General features: G+C 69.7%; 22 protein-coding genes. 9 read left to right on the top strand and 13 right to left on the bottom strand.

The window, feature by feature from the left end; genetic code table 11:
* The first annotated feature begins 115 nt into the window (after positions 1-115).
* Positions 116-490 carry a F0F1 ATP synthase subunit epsilon gene (locus JEQ17_RS15680; RefSeq protein ID WP_200395837.1) on the top strand — a complete coding sequence of 125 codons (375 nt, stop codon included), beginning with the start codon at positions 116-118 and terminating at the stop codon, positions 488-490.
* 127 nt (positions 491-617) lie between these two features.
* Complete coding sequence (locus JEQ17_RS15675; RefSeq protein WP_055614422.1) at positions 618-1,064, top strand: DUF2550 domain-containing protein; 447 nt, start codon at positions 618-620, stop codon at positions 1,062-1,064.
* Between the two features lie 24 nt (positions 1,065-1,088).
* Here JEQ17_RS15675 and JEQ17_RS15670 read toward each other — a convergent pair whose 3' ends face one another.
* From JEQ17_RS15670 to JEQ17_RS15660, 3 genes are all read right to left on the bottom strand, one after another.
* Complete coding sequence (locus JEQ17_RS15670; protein WP_200395836.1) at positions 1,089-2,921, bottom strand: glycoside hydrolase family 18 chitinase; 1,833 nt, start codon at positions 2,919-2,921, stop codon at positions 1,089-1,091.
* Positions 2,922-3,074: 153 nt separating this feature from the next.
* Complete coding sequence (locus tag JEQ17_RS15665; RefSeq protein ID WP_200395835.1) at positions 3,075-3,716, bottom strand: response regulator; 642 nt, start codon at positions 3,714-3,716, stop codon at positions 3,075-3,077.
* Positions 3,713-4,912 (bottom strand): sensor histidine kinase, encoded by a 1,200-nt coding sequence (locus JEQ17_RS15660; RefSeq protein WP_200395834.1) that lies wholly within the window; start codon positions 4,910-4,912, stop codon positions 3,713-3,715. The genes JEQ17_RS15665 and JEQ17_RS15660 overlap by 4 nt, the downstream gene beginning before the upstream one ends.
* A 152-nt stretch (positions 4,913-5,064) precedes the next feature.
* On the opposite strand from JEQ17_RS15660, the gene JEQ17_RS15655 reads away from it, so the two are divergent.
* Positions 5,065-5,643, top strand: a complete 579-nt coding sequence (locus JEQ17_RS15655; protein ID WP_200395833.1) for a hypothetical protein — start codon at positions 5,065-5,067, stop codon at positions 5,641-5,643.
* A gap of 217 nt (positions 5,644-5,860) precedes the next feature.
* Here the strand turns inward: JEQ17_RS15655 and JEQ17_RS15650 are convergent, their stop codons facing one another.
* Genes JEQ17_RS15650 through JEQ17_RS15640 form a run of 3 tightly spaced genes read right to left on the bottom strand, consistent with a single transcriptional unit; the run spans position 5,861 to position 8,006 of the window.
* Entirely contained in the window at positions 5,861-6,433 is a 573-nt protein-coding gene (locus JEQ17_RS15650) for a cob(I)yrinic acid a,c-diamide adenosyltransferase (RefSeq protein WP_200395832.1), read from the bottom strand.
* A gap of 13 nt (positions 6,434-6,446) precedes the next feature.
* A complete protein-coding gene (locus tag JEQ17_RS15645) occupies positions 6,447-7,196 on the bottom strand; it encodes an ABC transporter permease (protein ID WP_200401505.1) in 750 nt (249 codons plus the stop codon).
* Between the two features lie 27 nt (positions 7,197-7,223).
* Entirely contained in the window at positions 7,224-8,006 is a 783-nt protein-coding gene (locus JEQ17_RS15640) for an ABC transporter ATP-binding protein (RefSeq protein ID WP_200395831.1), read from the bottom strand.
* Between the two features lie 90 nt (positions 8,007-8,096).
* Between JEQ17_RS15640 and JEQ17_RS15635 the strand changes: the two genes are divergently transcribed.
* The 4 genes from JEQ17_RS15635 to JEQ17_RS15620 all read left to right on the top strand — a co-directional run bounded on the left by JEQ17_RS15635 (position 8,097) and on the right by JEQ17_RS15620 (position 13,038).
* Positions 8,097-8,738 carry a TetR/AcrR family transcriptional regulator gene (locus JEQ17_RS15635; RefSeq protein ID WP_200395830.1) on the top strand — a complete coding sequence of 214 codons (642 nt, stop codon included), beginning with the start codon at positions 8,097-8,099 and terminating at the stop codon, positions 8,736-8,738.
* A 169-nt stretch (positions 8,739-8,907) separates the two neighbouring features.
* Entirely contained in the window at positions 8,908-9,756 is an 849-nt protein-coding gene (locus JEQ17_RS15630; RefSeq protein WP_200395829.1) for a 3-hydroxyacyl-CoA dehydrogenase family protein, read from the top strand.
* 165 nt (positions 9,757-9,921) lie between these two features.
* Positions 9,922-10,245, top strand: a complete 324-nt coding sequence (locus JEQ17_RS15625) for an STAS domain-containing protein (protein WP_030672301.1) — start codon at positions 9,922-9,924, stop codon at positions 10,243-10,245.
* A gap of 306 nt (positions 10,246-10,551) precedes the next feature.
* Positions 10,552-13,038 (top strand): ATP-binding protein, encoded by a 2,487-nt coding sequence (locus JEQ17_RS15620; RefSeq protein ID WP_200395828.1) that lies wholly within the window; start codon positions 10,552-10,554, stop codon positions 13,036-13,038.
* 104 nt (positions 13,039-13,142) lie between these two features.
* On the opposite strand, the gene nucS is transcribed toward JEQ17_RS15620, so the two are convergent.
* Positions 13,143-13,814: an endonuclease NucS gene (nucS, locus tag JEQ17_RS15615; protein ID WP_200395827.1), complete on the bottom strand. Its 672-nt coding sequence runs from the start codon at positions 13,812-13,814 to the stop codon at positions 13,143-13,145.
* A gap of 287 nt (positions 13,815-14,101) precedes the next feature.
* On the opposite strand from nucS, the gene JEQ17_RS15610 reads away from it, so the two are divergent.
* Positions 14,102-14,494 carry an SCO5389 family protein gene (locus JEQ17_RS15610; RefSeq protein ID WP_200395826.1) on the top strand — a complete coding sequence of 131 codons (393 nt, stop codon included), beginning with the start codon at positions 14,102-14,104 and terminating at the stop codon, positions 14,492-14,494.
* Positions 14,495-15,068: 574 nt separating this feature from the next.
* Here the strand turns inward: JEQ17_RS15610 and JEQ17_RS15605 are convergent.
* Positions 15,069-16,097, bottom strand: coding sequence for an LLM class flavin-dependent oxidoreductase (locus tag JEQ17_RS15605; RefSeq protein ID WP_200395825.1), 1,029 nt, complete (start codon positions 16,095-16,097; stop codon positions 15,069-15,071).
* A 218-nt stretch (positions 16,098-16,315) separates the two neighbouring features.
* Here JEQ17_RS15605 and JEQ17_RS15600 point away from each other — a divergent pair, with 218 nt between their 5' ends.
* Entirely contained in the window at positions 16,316-16,657 is a 342-nt protein-coding gene (locus JEQ17_RS15600; RefSeq protein ID WP_200395824.1) for an ATP/GTP-binding protein, read from the top strand.
* A gap of 34 nt (positions 16,658-16,691) precedes the next feature.
* Here JEQ17_RS15600 and JEQ17_RS15595 read toward each other — a convergent pair whose 3' ends face one another.
* The 5 genes from JEQ17_RS15595 to JEQ17_RS15575 form a co-directional block, all read right to left on the bottom strand.
* Positions 16,692-17,537 (bottom strand): ABC transporter permease, encoded by an 846-nt coding sequence (locus JEQ17_RS15595; RefSeq protein ID WP_407700053.1) that lies wholly within the window; start codon positions 17,535-17,537, stop codon positions 16,692-16,694.
* Entirely contained in the window at positions 17,534-18,778 is a 1,245-nt protein-coding gene (locus tag JEQ17_RS15590) for an ABC transporter ATP-binding protein (protein ID WP_200395823.1), read from the bottom strand. Before JEQ17_RS15590 ends, JEQ17_RS15595 begins: the two co-directional genes overlap by 4 nt.
* Positions 18,779-19,063: 285 nt before the next feature.
* Complete coding sequence (locus JEQ17_RS15585) at positions 19,064-19,834, bottom strand: ABC transporter permease (protein WP_200395822.1); 771 nt, start codon at positions 19,832-19,834, stop codon at positions 19,064-19,066.
* Positions 19,835-19,838: 4 nt separating this feature from the next.
* Entirely contained in the window at positions 19,839-20,846 is a 1,008-nt protein-coding gene (locus JEQ17_RS15580; RefSeq protein ID WP_200395821.1) for an ABC transporter ATP-binding protein, read from the bottom strand.
* A 145-nt stretch (positions 20,847-20,991) separates the two neighbouring features.
* Entirely contained in the window at positions 20,992-21,927 is a 936-nt protein-coding gene (locus JEQ17_RS15575; RefSeq protein ID WP_055617802.1) for a coiled-coil domain-containing protein, read from the bottom strand.
* Between the last annotated feature and the right edge of the window lie 123 nt (positions 21,928-22,050).

Raw genomic sequence — 22,050 nt, 5'->3', positions numbered from 1 at the left:
GTGAGGGGGGCGGGGTCGCGCCTCGCGGGGTGCGTCCCGTCCCCTTCACTACGCCCACTAGACTTTGACCCAACACCCGGCAGCGAAAGCCGGGTGGTGACCCGAGGAGCCCACCTTGGCTGCTGAGCTGCACGTCGAGCTCGTCGCCGCGGACCGCAGTGTCTGGTCCGGCGAGGCCACCCTGGTCGTCGCGCGTACCGCGTCCGGCGACATCGGCGTCATGCCCGGCCACCAGCCGCTGCTCGGTGTGCTGGAGTCGGGCCCGGTGACCATCCGTACGAGTGATGGTGGAACTGTCGTCGCCGCGGTGCACGGCGGTTTCATCTCGTTCGCGGACAACAAGCTGTCGCTGCTGGCCGAGATCGCCGAGCTGTCGGACGAGATCGATGTCCAGCGCGCGGAGCGGGAGCTCGAGCGCGCGAAGGCGGAGGGCGATGCCTCCGCCGAGCGTCGCGCGGACGTCCGTCTGCGTGCGGTGGCGGTGCGCTGAACACAGCGCACCACAGGGAGTGACTCAGCCGCGGCCAGGACCGGAGCTTTCCGGACCGGGTCGCGGCTGAGGCGATGCGGGTGCTTTTTTCCTTTCCGTTACCTAGGAGACGAGGAGGTCGGTGTCGATGGTCCTCGCTCTGACTGTGTGCGGGTTGGTAGTCGTGCTGGTGGCGGTGGCACTCTTCGTGTTCCATCTGCGCCGCCGGCTGATCCAGCGCTCCGGCGGTACGTTCGACTGCAGCCTCCGCTGGGACGCCCCGGAGAAGAGCGACACCAGCGGAAAAGGCTGGGGCTACGGCATCGCCCGCTACAACGGTGACCGCATCGAGTGGTTCCGCATCTTCTCGTACGCTCCCCGCCCGCGCCGTGTCCTTGAGCGTTCGGCGATCGAGGTGGCAGGCCGCCGCACCCCGGACGGCGAGGAGGAGCTCGCGCTGCTGGCCGACCAGATCATCCTCGCCTGCGTCCATCGCGGTACGCGCCTTGAGCTGGCCATGAGCGAGGACGCGCTGACCGGGTTTCTCGCGTGGCTTGAAGCAGCCCCGCCCGGCCAGCGCGTCAATGTTGCCTGAGCTATCTGTTAGTGCTGACGGTCCTTAGTTCAGGCCGCTGTTGATCGCGGTCACCAGTTCGCCGTTGGTGGTGTCACCGCTGAACTCCCAGAAGAACGCGCCGCCCAGACCCTGGTTCTTGGCCCAGGTCATCTTCGAGCCGATGGTGGCCGGGGTGTCGTAGCTCCACCAGTTGTTGCCGCAGTAGGCGTAGGCCGTACCGGCGATGGTGCCGGTGGCGGGGCAGGAGTTCTTGAGGACCTTGTAGTCCTCGATGCCCGCCTCGTACGTGCCGGGCGCCGCGCCGGTCGCCGAACCGCCGGGGGTGGACTGGGTGACGCCCGTCCAGCCGCGCCCGTAGAACCCGATGCCGAGCAGCAGCTTCTTCGCGGGTACGCCCTTGGCCTTGAGCTTGGCGATCGCGTCGGCCGAGTTGAAGCCGGCCGCCGGGATGCCCGGGTACGAGGTCAGCGGGGAGTGCGGAGCGGTCGGACCGTCCGCGTCGAAGGCGCCGAAGTAGTCGTACGTCATCACGTTGTACCAGTCGAGCGACGCGGAGGCGCCGCCGTAGTCGGCCGCGTCGATCTTGCCGCCGGAGGAGCCGTCGGCGGTGATGGCCGCGGTGACCAGGTAGTTGGAGCCGAACTCGGTGCGCAGCGCCTGGCTCAGCGTCTTGAACGAGCTGAAGCCGGATGTGTCGCAGGTCAGGCCGCAGGCGTTCGGGTATTCCCAGTCGATGTCGATGCCGTCGAAGACGTCGGCCCAGCGCGGGTCCTCGACAACGGACTTGCAGGAGGCGGCGAAGGCGGCCGGGTTGGCGGCGGCCTGGGCGAAGCCGCCGGAGTAGGTCCAGCCGCCGAAGGAGTACAGCACCTTGATGTGCGGGTACTTGGCCTTCAGCTGGCGGAGCTGGTTGAAGTTGCCGCGCAGCGGCTGGTCCCAGGTGTCGGCGGTGCCGCTGACGGACTGGTCGGCGGTGTACGCCTTGTCGTAGGCGGCGTAGGTGTCGTCGACGACGCACTTGCCGTCCTTGACGTTGCCGAACGCGTAGTTGATGTGCGTGATCTTCGACGCGGAGCCGGAGGTCACCAGGTTCTTGACGTGGTAGTTGCGGCCGTAGACGCCCCACTCGGTGAAGTAGCCGAGCTTGACCTTGTCGCCGGTGGGCGGCTCGGTGGTGCCGCCGGTGGTGCGCACGGCGACCGCTCCGCTGGCCGGACCGGTCTGGTCGGCGGTGTCACGGGCCTGGACGGTGTAGGAGTAGTCGGTGCCGGCGGTCAGACCGGTGTTCGTGTACGAGGTGGTCGTGACGGTGGCGACCTTCGCGCCGTCGCGCAGGACGTCGTAGTTCTTGATGCCCTTGTCGTCCGTGGCCGCGCTCCAGGACAGCTTCACCGAGGTGTTGGTGATGTCGGAGGCGGTGGGGGTGCCGGGCGCCGAGGGGGCGGAGTCGCCGGGGACACTGCCGCCGTCACAACTGCCGCCGTTCAGCTTGCAGTTGGCGGGGGAGCCGGTGCCGGTGCCGTTGAAGCCGAAGGAGACGGAGGCGCCGGGGGCGAGGCTGCCGTTCCAGGACTTGTTCTTGGCGGTCCAGTGGGTGCCGGAGTTGGTGACGTCGGCGTCCCAGGCGGAGGTGACCGAGGTGCCCGAGGGGAAGTCCCACTCGACGTTCCAGGAACCGATGGTCGTGGTGCCGGTGTTCTTGACGGTCCACTTGCCTTCGAAGCCGGATCCCCAGTCCTGGGTCTTGGCGTAGGTGGCGGTCGCCGACGTGGCGGCGGAGGCGGGGCTCGCGAGCCCGACCAGGGCGGCGAACGGCAACAACAGCGTGGTGAGCCCTGCCACGGCTCTCTGTCCGAGTCTGTGTCTGAGGCGCATCCGCGTCTCCTATGGGGAGTTTGATGAGGTGCGCAGGACAATAGAAAGGTCTGGACCATAGGTCAATAGGTCCAGACCAGTGCGAGGGTGCCGGGCGGCTACTTGTTACACGCGCCGCCCGGCGTATGCCGCCGTTCGCAACGACCGCCCCGCCTACACGCCCAACTCCTGTGCCAGGACCGCCGCTTGAACCCGGCTGCGCAGTTCTAGCTTGCCCAGCAGGCGGCTGACGTGCGTCTTCACGGTCGCCTCCGCCATGTCGAGACGTACGCCGATCTCCGCGTTGGACAGGCCCTCCCCGAGGCAGGACAGCACCTCCCGCTCCCGTCGCGTCAGCGAGTCGAGGACGGCCGGGTCGGCCGACGGTTCGCGCACGGGCCTCGCCGCGAACTCGGAGATCAGCCGGCGGGTCACCGCGGGCGCGATCAGGCCCTCGCCGCGCGCCACCGTCCGTACCGCGTCGAGGAGTTGACGTGCCTCGGTGTTCTTCAGCAGGAAGCCGGCGGCGCCCGCGCGCAGCGCGCCGAAGACGTACTCGTCCAGATCGAACGTGGTCAGTACGAGCACGTCGGCGAGGCGCTCGGCGACGACCTGACGGGTGGCGGAAACACCGTCGAGACGGGGCATCTGAATGTCCATCAGAACGAGGTCTGGCCTCAGTTCCCGGGCCAGGGCCACCGCCTGCTCGCCGTCCGCCGCCTCGCCGACCACCTCGATGTCGGGGGCGCTGCGCAGGATGAGGACGAGACCGGCGCGTACGGCGGACTGGTCCTCGGCGACGAGCACACGGATCATTCGGATTCTCCTTCGGTGATCGGGAGGGTGGCACGTACGGCCCAGGTCTTGCCGTCGGCGGAGGCCGGGTCCCCGACGGGTCCCGCCTCGAACGTGCCGTGCAGCAGGGCGACCCGCTCGCGCATCCCTATCAGGCCGGCGCCCGAGCCGGGAGCGCGCGGGCCGTCGTCCCGGGCGCCGCCGTACGGGCTGGTCACCCGTACGTCGAGGGAGTGGTCGCGCTGGGCGAGGACGACGGTGACCCGGCCGGGGGAGGCGTGCTTGAGGGCGTTGGTCAGGCACTCCTGCACGATGCGGTACGCGGCCAGCTCGACCGGGGCCGGGAGCGTCGTGTGTGTGCAGTCCAGGTCCACTTCGAGGCCGTTGGCGCGGGCCTGGTCCACCAGCGCGCCGAGTCCGTCGAGGGTGGGCGCCGCGACCGCCTCCGTGTCGCCGCTGCTGTCGCGCAGGATGCCGATGAGACGGCGCATCTCGGCGAGGCCCTCGACGCTGTTCTCGCGGATCACGCCGAGGGCCTGCTTCGAGGTGTCGGGGTCGTCGAGCGAGAGCGCGGCCGTGGAGTGGATGGCGATCGCGGAGAGGTGGTTGGCGACCATGTCGTGCAACTCGCGTGCCATGCGCGCCCGTTCGGCGGTGACGGCCTGGCTGCGGTCCATCTCGGCGAGCAGGGCGGTCTGTTCGGCGCGGAGGCGGGCCGCCTCGGCGGCGTCGCGGTGGTTGCGGACGATCCAGCCGGTCGCGGCGGGTGCCAGCGACACGACGCCGACGCCCACGCCGATGAGCAGGGCCTCCGGCTGACGCCAGATCGCCACGGGCGCGATCGTCCCGGCCACGGTGAGCAGCCCGGTGATCCACGGGATGCGCCGGGCGGAGGCGGGCGGCCCGTACAGCACCGCCGCGTACACGAGGTCGGTGAACATCACGAGGGTGGCCAGGCTGCCTCGTGTGAACAGGTCCGCGACCACCGCGACCGTGCCGACGAGCAGGGCCGTGCGCGGCATGGTCCTGCGCAGCAGCTCGCAGCCCGTCATCACGACGAGCGGGATCAGCAGCGCCCGGCTGTCGGACCACAGGACGATCGGCTCACCGGCCGGCCGGGTGCCCAGCCCCACCGCGTACAGGAAGAGCCCGCCGAACAGTCCCGCGGCCGCGATCCGCACGTCGTCTCGGTGGGGGCGGGGGAGTCGTACGGCCATGACTCCATCCAACACGCAGTGCGCCGCCGACGCCTGATCCCGGGGGACGGTCCTCGGCTACATCGAAGGATGCAGTGCCGTTTCGTCACTGGTGACGACGATCGGGGCGCGGGGCGCCGGGAGCCTGGAAGGGTGACCGAGAGGAGCGAGTCGTGATCGTCACGCTGATCATCGTCTGTGAAATCGGCTTCTGGGTGCTGCTGGCCGCGGGCCTGGCCTTCCGCTATCTGTTCAAGATGCCGCGTACGGGGCTGGCCCTGCTGTTGTGCGAGCCGCTGCTGGAGGTGTTGCTGCTGGTCGTCACCGCGCTGGACCTCAAGGACGGGGCGGAGCCGAGCTGGAAGCACGGGCTGGCCGCGCTGTACATCGGGTACACCGTGGGGCATGGCCACCGGACGGTGAAGTGGCTCGACGGGCATGCGGCCCATCGGCTCGCGGGGGCGGACCGGCCCGTGGGGCCGCCGCGGTACGGGATGGCTCGTGCGCGGCACGAGGGGAAGGTGTGGCTCGGGTCCGTGGTGGCGGCGGGGGTCGCGACCGTGTTGTTGCAGGTCGCCATCTGGTACGTGGGGGATTCGGGGCGTACGGGGTCGTTGGAGAGCTGGCGGTATGTGGCTTGGAGGGCGGTCGGGATTCACGGGGTGATCGCGTTGACGTACTTGATCTGGCCCAAGAAGGCGCCTGCCGGGGTGGGGGAGGGGGCGGAGTCGCGGAGCCTCACCAAGAGGTGAGGCTCCGCGGCGTGGCTCCGCCGGGGTGGGGGAGGGGGTGATTCGTCGCTGCGGGTGCGTCGTGGCTGGTCGCGCAGTTCCCCGCGCCCCTAAAAGATTGCGCCGTTCCCCGCGCCCCCAAATGCCAAAAGATTGGGCCGTTCCCCGCGCCCCCAAAGCCAAATGCCAAAAGATTGCGCCGTTCCCCGCGCCCCTGAAACTGCCCCCTGGCGCGTCCTCAGCGGTCGCCGCCCGGGACCCAGAGAATGTCGCCCGTCTCCTTGTTCGCCGTCCTTGCCAGGATGAAGAGCAAGTCCGACAGGCGGTTGAGGTAGGTCGCCGTCAGGGGGTTCATTACCTCCTCGTGTGCCTCCAGGGCGGCCCAGGTCGAGCGTTCGGCGCGGCGGACCACCGTGCATGCCTGGTGGAGGAGGGCCGCGCCGGGGGTGCCGCCGGGGAGGATGAAGGAGCGGAGCTTCTCCAGCTGTTCGTTGAAGTGGTCGCAGTCCGCCTCCAGCTTGTCGATGTAGAACTGCTCGACCCGCAGGGGAGGGAACTCGGGGTTCTCGGCGACCGGCGTGGAGAGGTCCGCGCCCACGTCGAAGAGGTCGTTCTGGACGCGGGTGAGGACCTTGACGATCTCCTCGTCGAGGCCGCCGAGGGCGATCGCCGTGCCGATGGCCGCGTTCGCCTCGTTGGCGTCGGCGTACGCCGAGATCCGCGGGTCGGTCTTGGCGACCCGGCTCATGTCGCCCAGGTTCGTCGTGCCCCGGTCGCCGGTCCTGGTGTAGATGCGCGTCAGATTGACCATGCGGCCAGCGTAGTTACGCTCCGGCCTCCCGGAACACTCGTGTGCCCACCGTCACGGCGATTCCTGTGAGGCCGACGGCCACCAGGACGCCGTACGCCATGGAGGCGGTCGCGTACGAGCCGACGTACGCGTCCCGCATCGCGTCCACCAGATAGCGGAACGGCATGACGTGCGAGAGGGCGTCCAGCCAGCCGGGCGCCAGTGACATGGGGAGCATCAGGCCGGACAGGAGCATGGACGGCATGGTCAGGGCGTTGACCGTCGGGCCGAACGCCTGGGGTGACGTGCTCCTCATGGCCAGCGCGTACGACAGCGAGGCCAGCGAGACGGTCAGCAGCGCGACGAACGCGAAGCCGATCAGGATGCCCGCGACCGGTGCGCGCAGCCCCATCACCACGGCGGCCAGGACCAGCAGGACCGCCTGGAAGACGAAGACCGCCGTGTCGCGCAGTACCCGGCCGAGCAGGAGTGCCAGGCGGCTGACCGGGGTGACCCGCATCCGCTCCACCACGCCCAGGTTCTTCTCGACGATGATCATGAAGCCGGCGAACGCGGCCCCGAACAGGCCGAGTTGGAGCAGCAGTCCGGGGACCAGGACCTGCCAGGAGCTCCCGCCGCCGCCCAGCGGCAGATCCGTGAGCAGCGGGCCGAAGAAGAGCAGGTACAGCAGCGGCATCAGTACGCCGAAGAGCATCGCGAACTTGGAGCGCAGGGTCTGGCGGAGATAGCGCCCGAAGATCAGCGCGGTGTCCTGGACGAGCATGTCGGTCACTTCCTCGACTGTTGATGACTAGACGGCTACGGGGGTGGCGTCCGCCGGCGCGGGGCCGCGGCCGGTGATGGCGAGGAACGTGTCCTGGAGCGTCGCGTCGATCGACCCGCCGTACTGGAGCTTGAGCGCGCTGGGCGTGCCCTCCGCCACCACGACGCCGTGGTCGACGATCACGAGCCGGTCGGCGAGCGCGTCCGCCTCGTCGAGGTAGTGAGTGGTGAGGAAGACGGTCGTGCCGTAGTCGTCGCGCAGGCGTCGGACCAGGTCCCAGAGGTCCGCGCGGCTCGCCGGGTCGAGGCCGGTGGTCGGCTCGTCGAGGAACAGCACCTTCGGGCGGTGGGTGAGGCCGAGCGCGATGTCGAGACGTCGGCGCTGGCCGCCGGAGAGCGCCGACGTCTTCCGGTCGAGGAGCTCGGTCAGGTCCAGGTCGCGGGCCAACTCCTCGGCTCGCTCAGCCGCCTGATCCTTGGTCAGGCGGTAGAGCCGTCCCTGCGTGACCAGTTCCTCGCGTACGGAGATCTGGGGGTCGACGCCGCCCGACTGAGCCACGTATCCGCACGCGCGGCGGACGCCCTCCGGGTCGGTGGCCAGGTCGTGGCCCGCGACGGTGGCGGCGCCACCGGTCGGGGCCAGCAGGGTCGTGAGCATCCGGAGCGTGGTCGTCTTGCCCGCTCCGTTCGGGCCGAGGAAGCCGAGGATCTCGCCCTCCCCGACGGTGAGGTCGATGCCGCGGACCGCCTCGACGGGGCCGCGCTTGGTCTGGAACGTCCGGGCGAGGCCGGCCGTGCTGATGATGGGCATGCGCCAAGAAAAACAGAGTGACTTAAATTTTGCAACGCCACCAAAATTTCAGAGAGACCAGAAATCATCGGTCCGGCCTACGATGAAGCCATGGCAGAGGGGCTCAGGGAGCGGAAGAAGCGCGAGACCAGGCAGCGCATCTCGGACATCGCCACGGGACTGTTCCTGGAGCACGGCTTCGTGACGGTGACCATGGCCGAGGTCGCGGACGCGGCCGATGTCTCCGTGAACACCGTCTACAACTACTTCCCGGCCAAGGAAGACCTCTTCTTCGACCGCAGCAAGGGCGTTGTCGACCGGCTCTCGCGCTGGGTGCGCGCCCGCCGCGTCGGCGAGTCGGCCGCCGGCGCCGTCCTGCGCGAGCTGCGCGAGGAGGTCGAGGCGGTCTCGCCCCGGGTCGGACTGATGGCCGGGTACGACCGCTTCATGCGCGTCATCCATGACGCGCCCGCCCTCCGGTCCCGGCTGTGGAGCCTTCAGCAGGAGGTCCACGACGACCTGGAGGCGACCCTGCGCGAGGAGACGGGCGCGGACCCCGACGATCCGACGCCGGGTCTGATGGCCGGGCAGATCGGCTGGCTCCACCAGACGGTGATGAGCACGGTCGGCCGCGAGATGATGGCGTGCCGCGATCCGGCCCAAGTGTCCCGCGAGGTGCTGGCACTGCTCGACGGCATGGAGGACCTTTTGAGCGAGAAGGTCCTCAACTACGCCGTACGGGCGGCGGAATGAGCCGCTCGGTGTGATGTCCGTCCTATGAGACGTGACGCGCGTTACTTACCGGTCACACAGCGCCTCACGACCGCTAGGGTCCGCCGAAGAGGCAACCCGACAGCGTGTTACCCCGGGTTGTCTCGCGATGGTCAACGCCGCCGGGAAAACGCAGCAGGGGAGTCGGACAGTGGCACGCAAGCTCGCCGTCATCGGGGCCGGACTCATGGGTTCAGGTATCGCCCAGGTCTCCGCACAGGCCGGCTGGGACGTCGTCCTGCGCGATGTCACCGACGAGGCGTTGACCCGTGGTACCGACGGCATCAAGATCTCGTACGACAAATTCGTGAGCAAGGGGAAGCTGGACGCCGGCGCGGCCGAACAGGCGCTGGGCCGCATCACCACGACGACCGATCTGGACGCGGTCGCCGACGCCGATATCGTCGTCGAGGCCGTGTTCGAGAAGCTGGAAGTCAAGCACGAGATCTTCCGTACGCTCGACAAGCTGGTGAAGGACGAGACCGTACTCGCCTCCAACACCTCCGCCATCCCGATCACCAAGATCGCGGCGGCAACCGAGCGCCCGGAGCGGGTCGTCGGCGTCCACTTCTTCTCGCCGGTCCCGATGATGCAGCTCTGCGAGCTCGTCCGCGGCTACAAGACGAGCGACGAAACACTCGCCACCGCGCGGGAGTTCGCCGAGTCGGTCGGCAAGACCTGCATCGTCGTCAACCGTGACGTGGCCGGCTTCGTGACCACCCGGCTCATCTCGGCGCTCGTCGTCGAGGCGGCCAAGCTGTACGAGTCGGGTGTGGCGACCGCCGAGGACATCGACCTCGCCTGCAAGCTGGGCTTCGGTCACGCGATGGGTCCTCTCGCCACCGCCGACCTCACGGGCGTCGACATCCTTCTGCACGCGACCGGCAACATCTACACCGAGTCCCAGGACGAGAAGTTCGCCCCGCCGGAGCTGATGCGCCGGATGGTTGACGCCGGTGACATCGGCCGTAAGAGCGGGCAAGGCTTCTACACGTACTGATACACGTACTGACTCTGCGGCGATCTTCGACCGGTCACTCCTCGGAGTGAATTCGGTATCGGTTCGCTTACAGAGGGCAACTTCTGCCCCGGTACGGCAGTCAGTCCTGGCAACACAGGACACGACGAAGACGCAGCGTACGAAACGCACTCTCGGGGAGCGCATATGTACATCAGGGGCGACCACGCCGAGCTGGTCGTCGGGGGCCGCCTCGACGTCCGCAGCGCGGCGGACGCCCGTACGGTCCTGCACTCGGCAGTCGACGACGGCGTCGGCGACCTGGTGCTCGACCTGTCAGAGCTGGACTCCTGGGACGCCACCGGGCTCGGTGTCATCATGGGGGCCCACCGGCGGGCGGGGCGGTGCGGCCGGAGGCTTGTGCTGCGCGGCGTCCCGCCGCAGATGCAGCGCCTGCTGGTGGCCACCAGGCTCCACCGGATCCTGGCGATCGAGGGCGGCATCGGCGTCGAGTCGCTGCCCCGGGTGTGACTCCGCGCCACTCCCGGGCGTGACCCTCCGTCGCCCCTGGACCTGACCCGGCGTCACTGTCGCAAACGGCGAAGATCGGGTAGGAAGCGATCGTACGAAACGTATGTCGCGAACAATCCTCACGAAGCTGTGACGTCTCGGACGGCGCGGTACCCCGTGTGTTCGTAGATACTGTGCGAAGGTTTAGGGTTCGGCTGCCCGCGTCTTGACGAACCCGTGAGCGGGCACCGGACCAGAAGCGACAGCGCAGTGTGCAGCAAGGCCGGGAGGGGCTCGGCACACCACGCTTTTGGGGGGCTTGGACCTATGGACCCGATGAACCGGGGACCCGAAGAGTACGGCCACGAGGACGGCTCGGCTCCGCGACAGCGGCCGCCGCGCGATCCTCTGACGTCCGACTTCGGTCAGCACACGCCAGCACTGGCCCGCACCGTCCAACTCGTGTCGGGCGACCATCTGCTCACCGTCAATCCCGTCGACGGCAGCGAGATCGAGCTCTGCCCACCGGGCGAGCGACCGCCGCGGCCCACGAAGTTCAGCGCAGCCGACCGGGCCGAGCTGGCCCGCTCGACACGACCTCCCGTACCACCGGGGGCCTCGCTGCCCAGACTGCCGCTCCTGGAGCGGCAGGAGGAGCGTGAGCGGCTTGTGCGCCTGCTCGCGCGCGGGCGCTCCGTGCGGCTCACCGGACCCTCGGGTTCGGGCCGCACCGTGCTTCTGGACGCCGTCGCCGACGACTGCGCGGACCTCGCTCCGGACGGTGTGGTGCGCCTCAGCGGCCACCGCCGTACGCCGGACGATCTCCTGCACGACCTCTTCGCCGCCGTCTTCAACGCTCCGCTGCACCGGCCGGAGCGGGAGGAACTGCTCGCACTCGTCCACGAGATCGGCGCGGTCGTCGTCCTGGACGACGTGGAGTTCGGCGGTGCCGCGCTCGACGAACTGCTCGACGCGACCCCCGAGTGCGCCTTCCTGATCTCCGCGACGCCCGATGTTCCCGCGCCGTCGACCGACTCGCTCCTCGAAGAGGTCTTCCTCGGCGGCCTCGGCCGCGGCGGCGGTCTCGAACTGCTGGAGCGGGCCGTCGGCCGCGTCCTGACCGAGGACGAGGCGAACTGGGCGGGCGACCTCTGGTTCGAGTCCGAGGGGCTGCCGCTGCGCTTCGTGCAGGCCGGTGCGCTGCTGCGGCAGCGCGACCAGCTGCGCGCCGACCCGAACGCCTTCGACGAGTTCGGCTACTACGAGGACGCGCCCGTGGACGCGCCCTTCGACGCCGAGGACGGCCACGACGTACCGCTGCCGTCGCTCGCCGAGGGCGCCGCCCCGGCCGCGCTGCTCGCCACCCGGCTCAGCGAGTCGGCGCGCTCGACGCTGCGCTTCGCCGTCGCGCTGGGCGGCGAGGTGCCGCACCAGGCGCATCTGCCCGCCCTGGTGGGGGACACGCACGCGGACGCCGCGCTCGCCGAGGTCGTGGGCTGCGCGCTCGTCACACCGGTCGGTTCGCACTACCGCCTCGCGGCCGGCGTACAGACCCAGCTGGAGGCCGTCGGGTACGCGTCCGACGCCGAGGAGAAGGCGCGCGCCGCCGCCGAGCACTACGCCTGGTGGGCGGGGCATCCGTCGGTCACCCCGGAGCGGGTCGCCGCCGAGGCGGACGCCGTGCTCGCCGCGCTGACCGCCCTGGCGCCCGTCACGGAACCGCCGACCGAGGAGGAGGAGAGCGCCACCGCCGTACGGCTGGCGCGCACGGCCGCGCCCGCGTTCGCCGCGGGGCTGCACTGGAGTGCCTGGGAGCGTGCGCTGCGCTCGGGCGCCGAGGCGGCCCGGCTGTCCGGCGAGGTCTCGGATCAAGCCTATTTCCACCACGAGCTGGGCATCCTCGCGCTCTGCGCCGGGCAGTTCGACCGGGCCCGCGCCGAACTGGAGGCGTCCATCGGGCTGCGCGGCGCCCTCGCCGAGAAGCGCGGCACCGTCGCCGGCCGCCGCGCGTTGGCGCTGGTCGCGGACCGCACCGGCACCACACCGCCGGCCGGGATCGGTGCGACGGCGGGCGAGGAGGTGCCCGACGCGCGGTACGAGGAGTCGGCGTCGCCGCCCGGTGGCGTACCGTCCGGATTCACTCCGGTCCCCTCGCTCCAGCAGCCTGGCGAACCCGCGACGGTGATCACCCGCGGCGGTGCCGCCTCCGCCGCGAAGCCGGGCCGCGTCAAGGGCCTGGTCAACGGCACCCGGCGCAACCTCGCCGCGGCGGGCGCGGGCGCGCTCCTGGCCGCCGTGCTCGGCACGGTGGTGACGCTCGGCGCGACCTCCAACCCCGACGACAACATCCCCTCGGAGCGGGTCGGCCCCAACCCGTCGGCCAGCGCCGGCGACGAGGGCGACGGACTCGGCGCGGACCGGCCGGCGAAGGGCAGCGGCGACGCGGACTCGACGAGCCGTCCCACCGACCCGGGTGACGACGGGATCATCGGGACCTCGGACGATCCGGCGCCCTCTTCGAGCACGGAGCCCTCGGACGATCCGACCGGGACGAAGGACCCGAGCACGAACAAGCCCTCGACGAAGCCGCCGTCCTCTTCCAAGCCGCCGACTTCGCCGAAGCCGCCGACCAGTCCGACGCCGACACCCACGCCGACTCCCACACCGACGCCGACCGATCCGACCGGTGAGCCGAGCGAGACTCCGCCGACCACACCGGAGACCTCCGACTCGGCCAGCGGCCCGGCCTCCAGCCCGGCCGAGAGCAGCAGCGCCGCGAGCAGCCCCGCGGACAGCGACTCGCCGACGATCTGACACCCGGGGTACGACACCCGCGTACGGCTCCGCACGACAGTGGGCCGGGTCCTCCACACCGGACCCGGCCCACTGTCATGCCGTACGAAAGAACCTCGTGGCCGTCAGAACAGCCGCAGCTTGTCGTCCTCGATGCCGCGCAGCGCGTTGTAGTCGAGGACCGCGCAGCCGATGCCGCGGTCGGTGGCGAGGACGCGGGCCTGGGGCTTGATCTCCTGGGCCGCGAAGATGCCGCGGACCGGTGCGAGGTGCGGGTCGCGGTTCAACAGCTCCAGATAGCGCGTGAGTTGCTCCACGCCGTCGATCTCGCCGCGCCGCTTGATCTCCACGGCGACGGTTCGGCCCTCGCCGTCACGGCACAGGATGTCGACCGGGCCGATGGCCGTCATGTACTCGCGGCGGATCAGCGAGTAGCCCTCGCCGAGGGTGTCGATGCGGTCGGCGAGGAGCTCCTGGAGGTGTGCCTCCACGCCGTCCTTGATCAGGCCGGGGTCCACGCCGAGTTCGTGCGAGGAGTCGTGGAGGACCTCCTCCATCGTGATGATGAGCTTCTCGCCCGCCTTGTTGATGACGGTCCAGACACCCTCGTCGTCCCCCGAACCCTCCTTCAGCGTGCAGGGCGGCGACATCCAGTTGAGGGGCTTGTAGGCCCTGTCGTCCGCATGGATCGAGACACTGCCGTCGGCCTTCACAAGGATCAGGCGGGGGGCCGACGGGAGATGGGCGGTGAGCCGGCCCGCGTAGTCAACGGAGCAGCGGGCAATGACGAGACGCATGGTCCGCAACGCTACTCGACCGGCGAGGGTCGGCGCGATCCGCCCATGGGCCGTCTTGACCGGAGCCTTTCCTGTCGCCCCTGTTTCCCCGGATAAGCCCTGTTCGAAAGTGGCTGGTTGTGAGCAGGTTGAGTCTCCCCCGGTTTCTCAATGTCCTGGTGCGGCCACGAACAGTTGCCTACCGTATAAACGGGAGGTCGCGACGCGTGTACTCAGCGTGTTCGGCGTCGCGGTCTCCTTCCCTGTCCGTCAACCCCCTCTGCCGAGGGGGTGCGAGAGGAGAACCCATGTCGCTGGACGTCTCACCGGCCCTACTCGAAAAGGCCGAGCGAGGCGAGGTCGACGAAGCGGAATTCGTCGACTGCGTCCGGATTTCCCTGCCCTACGCATGGGAGATGATCAGCTCCCTGGTGGCTCAGCTGAAGGTGGACGGCGGCAACTTCGCCGACAACCAGACGCCGCCGCCGGACGAGCAGGCGCGCGGCCAGCTGCTGCGTGCGCTCGCGAGTGATGCGATACGCGGTGCGCTGCAGCGGCACTTCGGAGTGCGCCTGGCCTTCCAGAACTGCCACCGCGTGGCGGTGTTCCCGCTGGACGGCTCGGTGGACGACACCTTGAACCGCTTCACCTCGGTGCGCAGTCAGCTGCTGAACCAGTCGCCGGAGTTCCGGGACTGCTGAGGCGGTGATGCCGCACGGCTTGCCGCTCCGTACGCGGGAGGTGCTTTTGTACTGGGGCGGCAAGCTCCCCGCGGCGCACACCGGTTGGGCCCGGACATGGGTCGGTTCGGCCCGGACAGGAATCTGTTCGGCCCGGACATGGGTCGGCTCCGCCCGGACAGGGGTCTGTTCCGGTCGGATACGGACCGGTTGCGACCAAACGCGGCCCAACCCCCGTCAGGAATCCGCCAGTTCGGCCCGGACGCACGCCGATTCGGCCCGGACCCACATCGGTTCGGCCCGCAACCGCCCCCGGTTCCGTCCGGCCGCGACCCGACTCGGCCAGACCGCACCCGGGTTCGGCCCGGACACACGCCGATTCGGCCTGGTCGCATCCCGACTCGGCCCGGACGCACCCAGGTTCGGCCCGGTTGCAGCCAAGTTCGGCCCGGTCGCATCCCGACTCGGCCCGGCAACACCCCGGTTCTGCCCGGGCGCACGTCGGTTCGGCCCGGACCAACATCGGTTCGGCCCGGTCGCATCCCGGCTCGGCCGGGACGCGGTTTCCTTCGGCTCGGCCCGGGCGGGGCCCCGCTCACCGCAGCCGCGGCAGCACCTCGTCCCCCAGCCGCCGTACGTTCTCCTCGGTCGCCGCCAGGTCGCCCGAGCCCTCCGTGAGCAGCGCGAAGCGCGTGATCCCCGTGCGCTCGGACGTCGCCGCGAGGCGGTCGGCGCACAGGCGGGGCGTACCCACCGGGTGCAGCCCGCAGAGCAGTTCGGTGTAGGCCACCGGGTCCCGCATCGAGCGGGCCCGGCCGTCCACGGTCACATGGGCGTCGAGACCCTGCTTCAGCCAGCCCGGCATGGCCTTCAGGAGCATCTCGACCGCGTCCGTGCGCCGGTCCGCGACCTGGGCGATGCCGGCCGAGACATGGGCCGCGTCCGCGATCTCGTCCGGCGAGTACCCCGCGTCGCGCGCGTGCGTGCGCCACAGCGCGACCATCTCCGCCTTCTCCTCGTCCCCGACATGCATCCCGAGGAGCATCGGCAGCCCGCGCCCGGCGGCCAGCTTCACGCTCGCCGGTGAGGTGCAGGCGACGACGACCTCGGGGCTCTCGCCGCCCGTCAGGGCCTCCGACGGCCTTGGCACGACAGGGACTTCACGGAAATCGAAGCGCTCCGAACCGCCCGCGACGGACGGCTCACGCAGCCACCGCACCAGCAGATCGAGTGATTCCGGGAACCCCTTCTCGTACGCTTCGAGGCCCGTCCCGAAGACCTCCAGGTCCACCCACGGTCCGCCGCGCCCCAGCCCGAGCGAGAAGCGCCCGCCGGACGTCACATGCAGCAGCGCGGCCTGCTCGCCGAGCGCCACGGGGTGCACGGTGGGCAGCACGCTGACCGCCGTGCCGACCCGGATCCGCCGGGTGCGCCCGAGCAGTAACGCGGCGAGCGTGATGGCCGACGGGCACGTCCCGTACGGCACGAAGTGGTGCTCGGCCAGCCATACGGCGTCGAGCCCCGCCTCCTCGGCGACCTCGGCGGACCGCACCGCGCGGTGCAGTGCCTCCCCCTGGCCCTGGCCCGGGAACTGGGCCGCCAGTACAAAACTTCCTACGCGCATCGCACTCCTGCCTCCTTGTGCCGACGCGGCTCCCCCACCTCGCATAACCGTCTGACACGTGCCAAGGACACGGCTTGGTGAGGAGATTGGCGGATTGTCTGCAGAATGAGCCGGCCGTGCGGGGGATCTGTGGGGGTTGGTGACGTACGCGTACCCCTGGGTGCTCCGCGTAGGCTGGACACAGCCCGTGCTCCCTGTATAGCTCCGTGAGGTGTCCTGTGTCCCCGCGTCGCAACCGTCCCAAGGGTGCCGGTGACTCCGGCCGGAGCCAGTCCCCGGACGGATCGGACCCGTCCGACCGCTACGGCGGCTGGCAGTCGACGGAGAGCTGGCAGGGCGAGGCGTGGAGCGTGCGGCACGTGGCGGGCGCGAGTGCCCAGGGCAAGACGTATCGCTGTCCCGGCTGCGACCAGCAGATTCCCTCCGGCGTCCCGCATGTGGTGGCCTGGCCCGAGCACTCCGGAGTGGACGAGCGGCGGCACTGGCACAAGGCGTGCTGGAACGCGAAGGACCGCCGCACCACACGGGTGCAGCGGTCCCGGAACGCTCCGAGGTTCTAGACCTTCGAACGATTTTGCGTAGGTCGTCTATGTCCTAGACGTCCCGCTTCTCCAGCAGCGCGTAGGCCCCGGCGATCGCCGCCGCAGTCACCCCAGCGAGGAGGACGAGCTGGGAACTGCCGTTCCCGTTGTCGGAGTCGAGCTGGAAGATCCGGGCGAGCGCGTTCGGAGCGTTATATTCCATCATCTTCTCGCCGATCGTCCGCATGCTCTCGGACATCAGCAGGAACGCGGGCAGGATCGCGGGCACCAGCACCACACCGAGCATCGTGGTGATCGCGCCGGCGGAGTGCCGCAGCATCGATCCCACCGCGAGCGCGAGGACGCCGAGCAGCGACACGTACAGCGCGCCCATCAGGACGGTCCCGCCCCAATCGTTGTCCGACGCCCCGCCGTGCATGCCCGACGTGATCAGGCCGACCACGCCGATGGAGAGGGCCGACACGACGAACGCGACGACGAAGAAGATCATCAGCTTGGCGGTGAGCACCCGGTAGCGCTGGGGCGACGCCGTGAACGTCGTACGGATCATGCCCGTGCCGTACTCCGACGAGACCACCAGCACGCCCAGCGTGATCAGGCAGATCTGGCCGAGGATCAGGCCGAAGAAAGCGGGGATCGTGTACGGGACGTCCGTGAAGTCCTCGTTGGTGGTCTGCGCGGCGACCAGGAAGCCGATGCCGACGACCAGCAGCACGAAGACACCGAGCGTCCACATCGTGGAGCGCACCGACTTGATCTTCGTCCACTCGGAGGCGAGCGCGTGACCGAGGTGCGTGCGCGTGATCGGAATCGGCGAGGTGTACGAAGTCCCGGGCGCGCCCTGCCAGTTCGGGGCAGGGGCGGCCTGCTGCTGCATCTGGTGCTGGGGCGTGCTCATCGGGCGTCCTCGGGCTTGGTCAGGTCGGGCGCGGCGGAGGAGGGCTGCGCGGGGGCGGGCTGTGGGGGAGCGGCGGCCGCGGGCGCGGTGCCGGCCGGCTGGGCGTACGGGTTGGGCTCTCCGGCTCCGGACGCGGCCGGGGCGCCGTACGGGCCCGCGGGCACCCCGGCGGGCGGCTGCGCCTGCGGCATCGCGAACGGCTGGCCGCCCTGCTGGGGCGGCGGCGGGGCGTACCAGCCCGGCTGGCCCTGACCCGGCACCGGCATCTGCGGGGGCGGCATCGCGCCCGGCGGGAGCTCCTGCTGCAGGCCCGCGCGCTGGTCGACGGTGGAGCGGTAGTCGACGGAACCCTGCGTCATCCGCATGTACGCCTCCTCCAGCGAGGCCTGGTGCGGGGAGAGCTCCCACAGGCGTACGTCGGAGCTGTGCGCGAGTTCGCTGATGCGGGGGAGCGGCAGGCCCATGACACGCAGAGCGCCGTCCTGCTCGGGCAGCACCTGGCCGCCCGCCTCGGTCAGCGCGGCCGTCAGCTTCTCGCGCTGCTGGGGCTCGGTGTCGGGCGTGCGTACGCGCGCGAAGTCGGCGGAGTTGTGCGAGATGAAGTCGCGGACGCTCATGTCGGCGAGCATCTGACCGCGGCCGATCACGATGAGGTGGTCGGCGGTGAGAGCCATCTCGCTCATGAGGTGGGAGGAGACGAAGACGGTCCGGCCCTCCGCGGCCAGCGACTTCATCAGGTTCCGCACCCAGAGGATGCCCTCGGGGTCGAGGCCGTTGACCGGCTCGTCGAAGAGCAGCACCTGGGGGTCGCCGAGGAGCGCGGCGGCGATGCCGAGCCGCTGGCCCATGCCGAGCGAGAACCCCTTGGAGCGCTTTTTCGCCACGTCCTGGAGGCCGACGACGCCCAGCACCTCGTCCACGCGGCGGGCCGGGATGCCGGACAGCTGGGCGAGGCACAGGAGGTGGTTGCGGGCGTGCCGGCCACCGTGCACGGCCTTGGCGTCGAGGAGCGCGCCGACCTGGCGGGGGGCGTTGGGCAGCTTGCGGTAGGGGTAGCCGCCGATCGTGACCTGACCGGAGCTGGGGTTGTCGAGCCCGAGGATCATGCGCATGGTCGTCGACTTGCCCGACCCGTTGGGCCCGAGGAAGCCGGTGACGGAACCCGGCCTTACCTGGAAGGAAAGGTTGTACACGGCTGTCTTGTCGCCGTAGCGCTTCGTCAGGCCGACTGCCTCGATCATTCTCCGCACCCATCGAAAGGTTCAGGACGTCGGGGCGCACGCCCCCGTAAGGCTTAGGAGGATAGCCGGGCGCTGACGGTTCCCCCCAAAGCTGAGCAAAATCGTGAGCCCTAGGGCCTGTCTGGCAATGCCCGCCTGCCTGGCGACGCCATGCACGCACTCTCGCCGCACCGGGCGCAGACCCAGGTACGTCCAGTACGAGGATCTACACCCGGCGCGGCGAGAGCACGCACCTGACGCCGCCAGGCCGCCCTCCGGGCGACGACGGGAATTGCCAGACAGGCCCTAGGCATCCCTCTTCTTCAGCAGCACGTATCCGCCCGCCAGCGCCACCGCGACCCACAGGACCATGATTCCCAGGCCGCCCCAGGGGCCGTACGGCACGTCGTCGTCGATCGGGGTGACTACCTGCATGATTTTGCTGCCCGCCTGGTCCGGGAGGTACTGGCCGACCTTCTTGGTGGCGTCGACGTTTCCGAGGATGGCGGAGATCAGGAAGAAGAAGGGCATCAGGATGCCGAGGGAGAGCATCGGGCTGCGCAGCATCGTGGCGACGCCCATCGAGAAGAGGGCGATGAGGGTCATGTAGAGGCCGCCGCCGATGACCGCGCGCAGCACACCCGGGTCGCCGATCGACGCCCGGTGCGAGCCCAGCATCGCCTGGCCGAGGAAGAAGGCGACGAAACTGGTGGCGAGGGCGACGAGGAAGGCGAGTCCGGTCGCCACCGCGATCTTGCTGAAGAGGAACGTGCCGCGCTGCGGCACCGCGGCGAGCGAGGTGCGGATCATGCCGGTGCTGTACTCGTTGGAGACCACCAGCACGCCGAACACGATCATCGCCAGCTGACCCAGGCTCATCCCGGCGAAGCTGATGAACGTCGGGTCGAAGGAGAGCTGGTCCTTCGTGCTCATGTCGTCGAACTCGTTCTTCGACAGCAGCGAGATGAGCACGCCGAGCGCGACGGTGACCACCGCGGCGAGACTGAGCGTCCACACCGTGGACGCCACCGACCGGATCTTGGTCCACTCGGACCGGACGACCTGGGTCGCGGCCATGTGTTCAGCCCTTCTTCCAGTCGTTGCCCCACTGGGGCGCCTGCTGCTGCCCGGCGGGCGGCGCGCCAGGCGGAGCGGCGGTCGGCGCGGTGGCGCCGAGCGACGGATCGGAGTGCGCGTGGTACTCCACCGACTCCGCCGTCAGCTGCATGAACGCCTCTTCCAGCGAGGCCTGTTGAGGGCTCAGCTCATGCAGCACGAGCTGGTGCTGAGCCGCGAGCTCCCCGATGTGCTCCGACTTCGAGCCGTCCACCTCGAGCGCCTCGCCGCCGGACTCGACGACGGTGATCCCGGCCCCGTGCAGCACATCGAGCAGCCGCTCCCGCTGGGGCGACCGGATCCGTACGTACGACCGTGAGTTCTGCCGGATGAAGTCGGCCATGGAGGTGTCGGCGAGCAGCCGGCCCTGGCCGATCACGACGAGGTGGTCGGCGGTCAGCGCCATCTCGCTCATCAGATGCGAGGAGACGAAGACCGTACGGCCCTGGGCGGCCAGGGACTTCATCAGGTTGCGGATCCAGTGGATGCCCTCGGGGTCGAGCCCGTTGACCGGCTCGTCGAACATCAGGATCCGCGGGTCGCCGAGCAGCGCGCCCGCGATGCCGAGCCGCTGCCCCATACCGAGCGAGAAGCCCTTGGCCTTCTTCCTCGCCACCGCGGTGAGGCCGACGGTGTCGAGGACCTCGTGCACCCGCGCCCGAGGAATCCCATTGCTCTGCGCGAGGCACAGAAGGTGGTTGAAGGCGCTGCGGCCGCCGTGCATGGCCTTGGCGTCGAGCAGGGCCCCGATGTACTTCAGCGGATCCTTGAGACGGTCGTAGTGCTGCCCGTCGATCCGCACGTCACCCGCGGTCGGCCGGTCGAGCCCGAGCAGCATCCGCATCGTCGTGGACTTCCCGGCCCCGTTCGGCCCCAGAAACCCGGTCACGATTCCCGGCCGCACGGTGAACGTCAGATGGTTCACCGCCATTTTCTCGCCGTACCGCTTGGTAAGCCCCTCAAGCTCGATCATGGGCCCCACGCTAAAACGCGACAAAGCCCCCTGCCACTTAAAGGCAGGGGGCTTCGAAGGTGTGCCCCGAAGGGGCGCGGGGAACTGCGCGACCAGCCCAGACGGACCCGCAGATCCCGACGACCCGTACGTGGACGACTCGTACTTACCGGGACTGCTGCGCCGGCACCCCACGAGAGATCGGCTCGTCCTCGGCCGGCGACCCGGCGGCAGCCACAGCCGCACCGGTCAGCGTCGCGAGCATCTCGCGGACGTTCGTCAGCTGAGCGTTGATCGAGTCGCGACGGTTCGTAAGAGCCGCCAGCTCCCGCTCGGATTCCGAACGGATCCGGTCCGCCTTGGCGTTCGCGTCGGCCACGATGTCCTCGGCCTGGCGCTGAGCCGTCTCCACCGTCTGACGGGCGCGACGCTCCGCGTCCGTACGCAGCTTCTCGGCCTCCAGACGGAGCTGCTCCGCGCGGTGCTCGATCTCCGCGAGACGCTTCTCCGCCTTGGCCTGACGCGAGGCCAGGTCACGCTCGGACTGTTCGCGGCGCTTGGCGAGGTTCGTCTCGAAGTCGGCGGCGGCCTGAGCGGCCTTCGCACGGGTCTCCTCGAAGAGGGCGTCCGCCTCCTCACGCTTGGACTGCGCGTCCTTCTGAGCCTCGGTACGCAGCTGAGAAGCGTCGGACTTGGCCTTCTCGACGATCCGGACGCCCTCGTCCTCCGCCTTGGCCTTGCGGTCCGCAGCGAACGATTCTGCGTCGTTACGCACCTGCTGAGCCGCCGACTCGGCGAGCTCACGGTGCTGTTCCGCCGCGCGACGGGCCTCTTCGCGCAGGTCCTTCGCCTCCTCCTCGGCGAGGCGGAGGATCTTCTCGACGCGCGCGCCGAGACCCGCGTACGACGGCTCTGCGTCGCTGACCTGGGCCTGGGCGTTCTGCGTTTCGAGATGGAGCTCCTCGATGCGCTTTTCCAGAGCAGTGATACGGGCCAGAGCGCTGTCACGGTCGGAGACGAGCTTCGAAATGCGTTCGTCCACCTGAGCGCGGTCGTACCCACGCCGCACAAGCTCGAAGCCGTAGGGGGAAGTGTCGCTCATGGGGTTCCTGTCGAATGAGACCGGTGAGGTGATAGGTGGAATCCTAGGGGTCAAGACGGTGTGTCATCGAGCAGTAGCCCGATTGATATGGAGAATGACACCCTTTTTGGTGGCTAACTGCCG

The sequence above is a fragment of the Streptomyces liliifuscus genome (genome assembly GCF_016598615.1).
Lineage (GTDB): Bacteria > Actinomycetota > Actinomycetes > Streptomycetales > Streptomycetaceae > Streptomyces > Streptomyces liliifuscus.
This window is presented reverse-complemented; position numbering and strand designations above follow the sequence as displayed.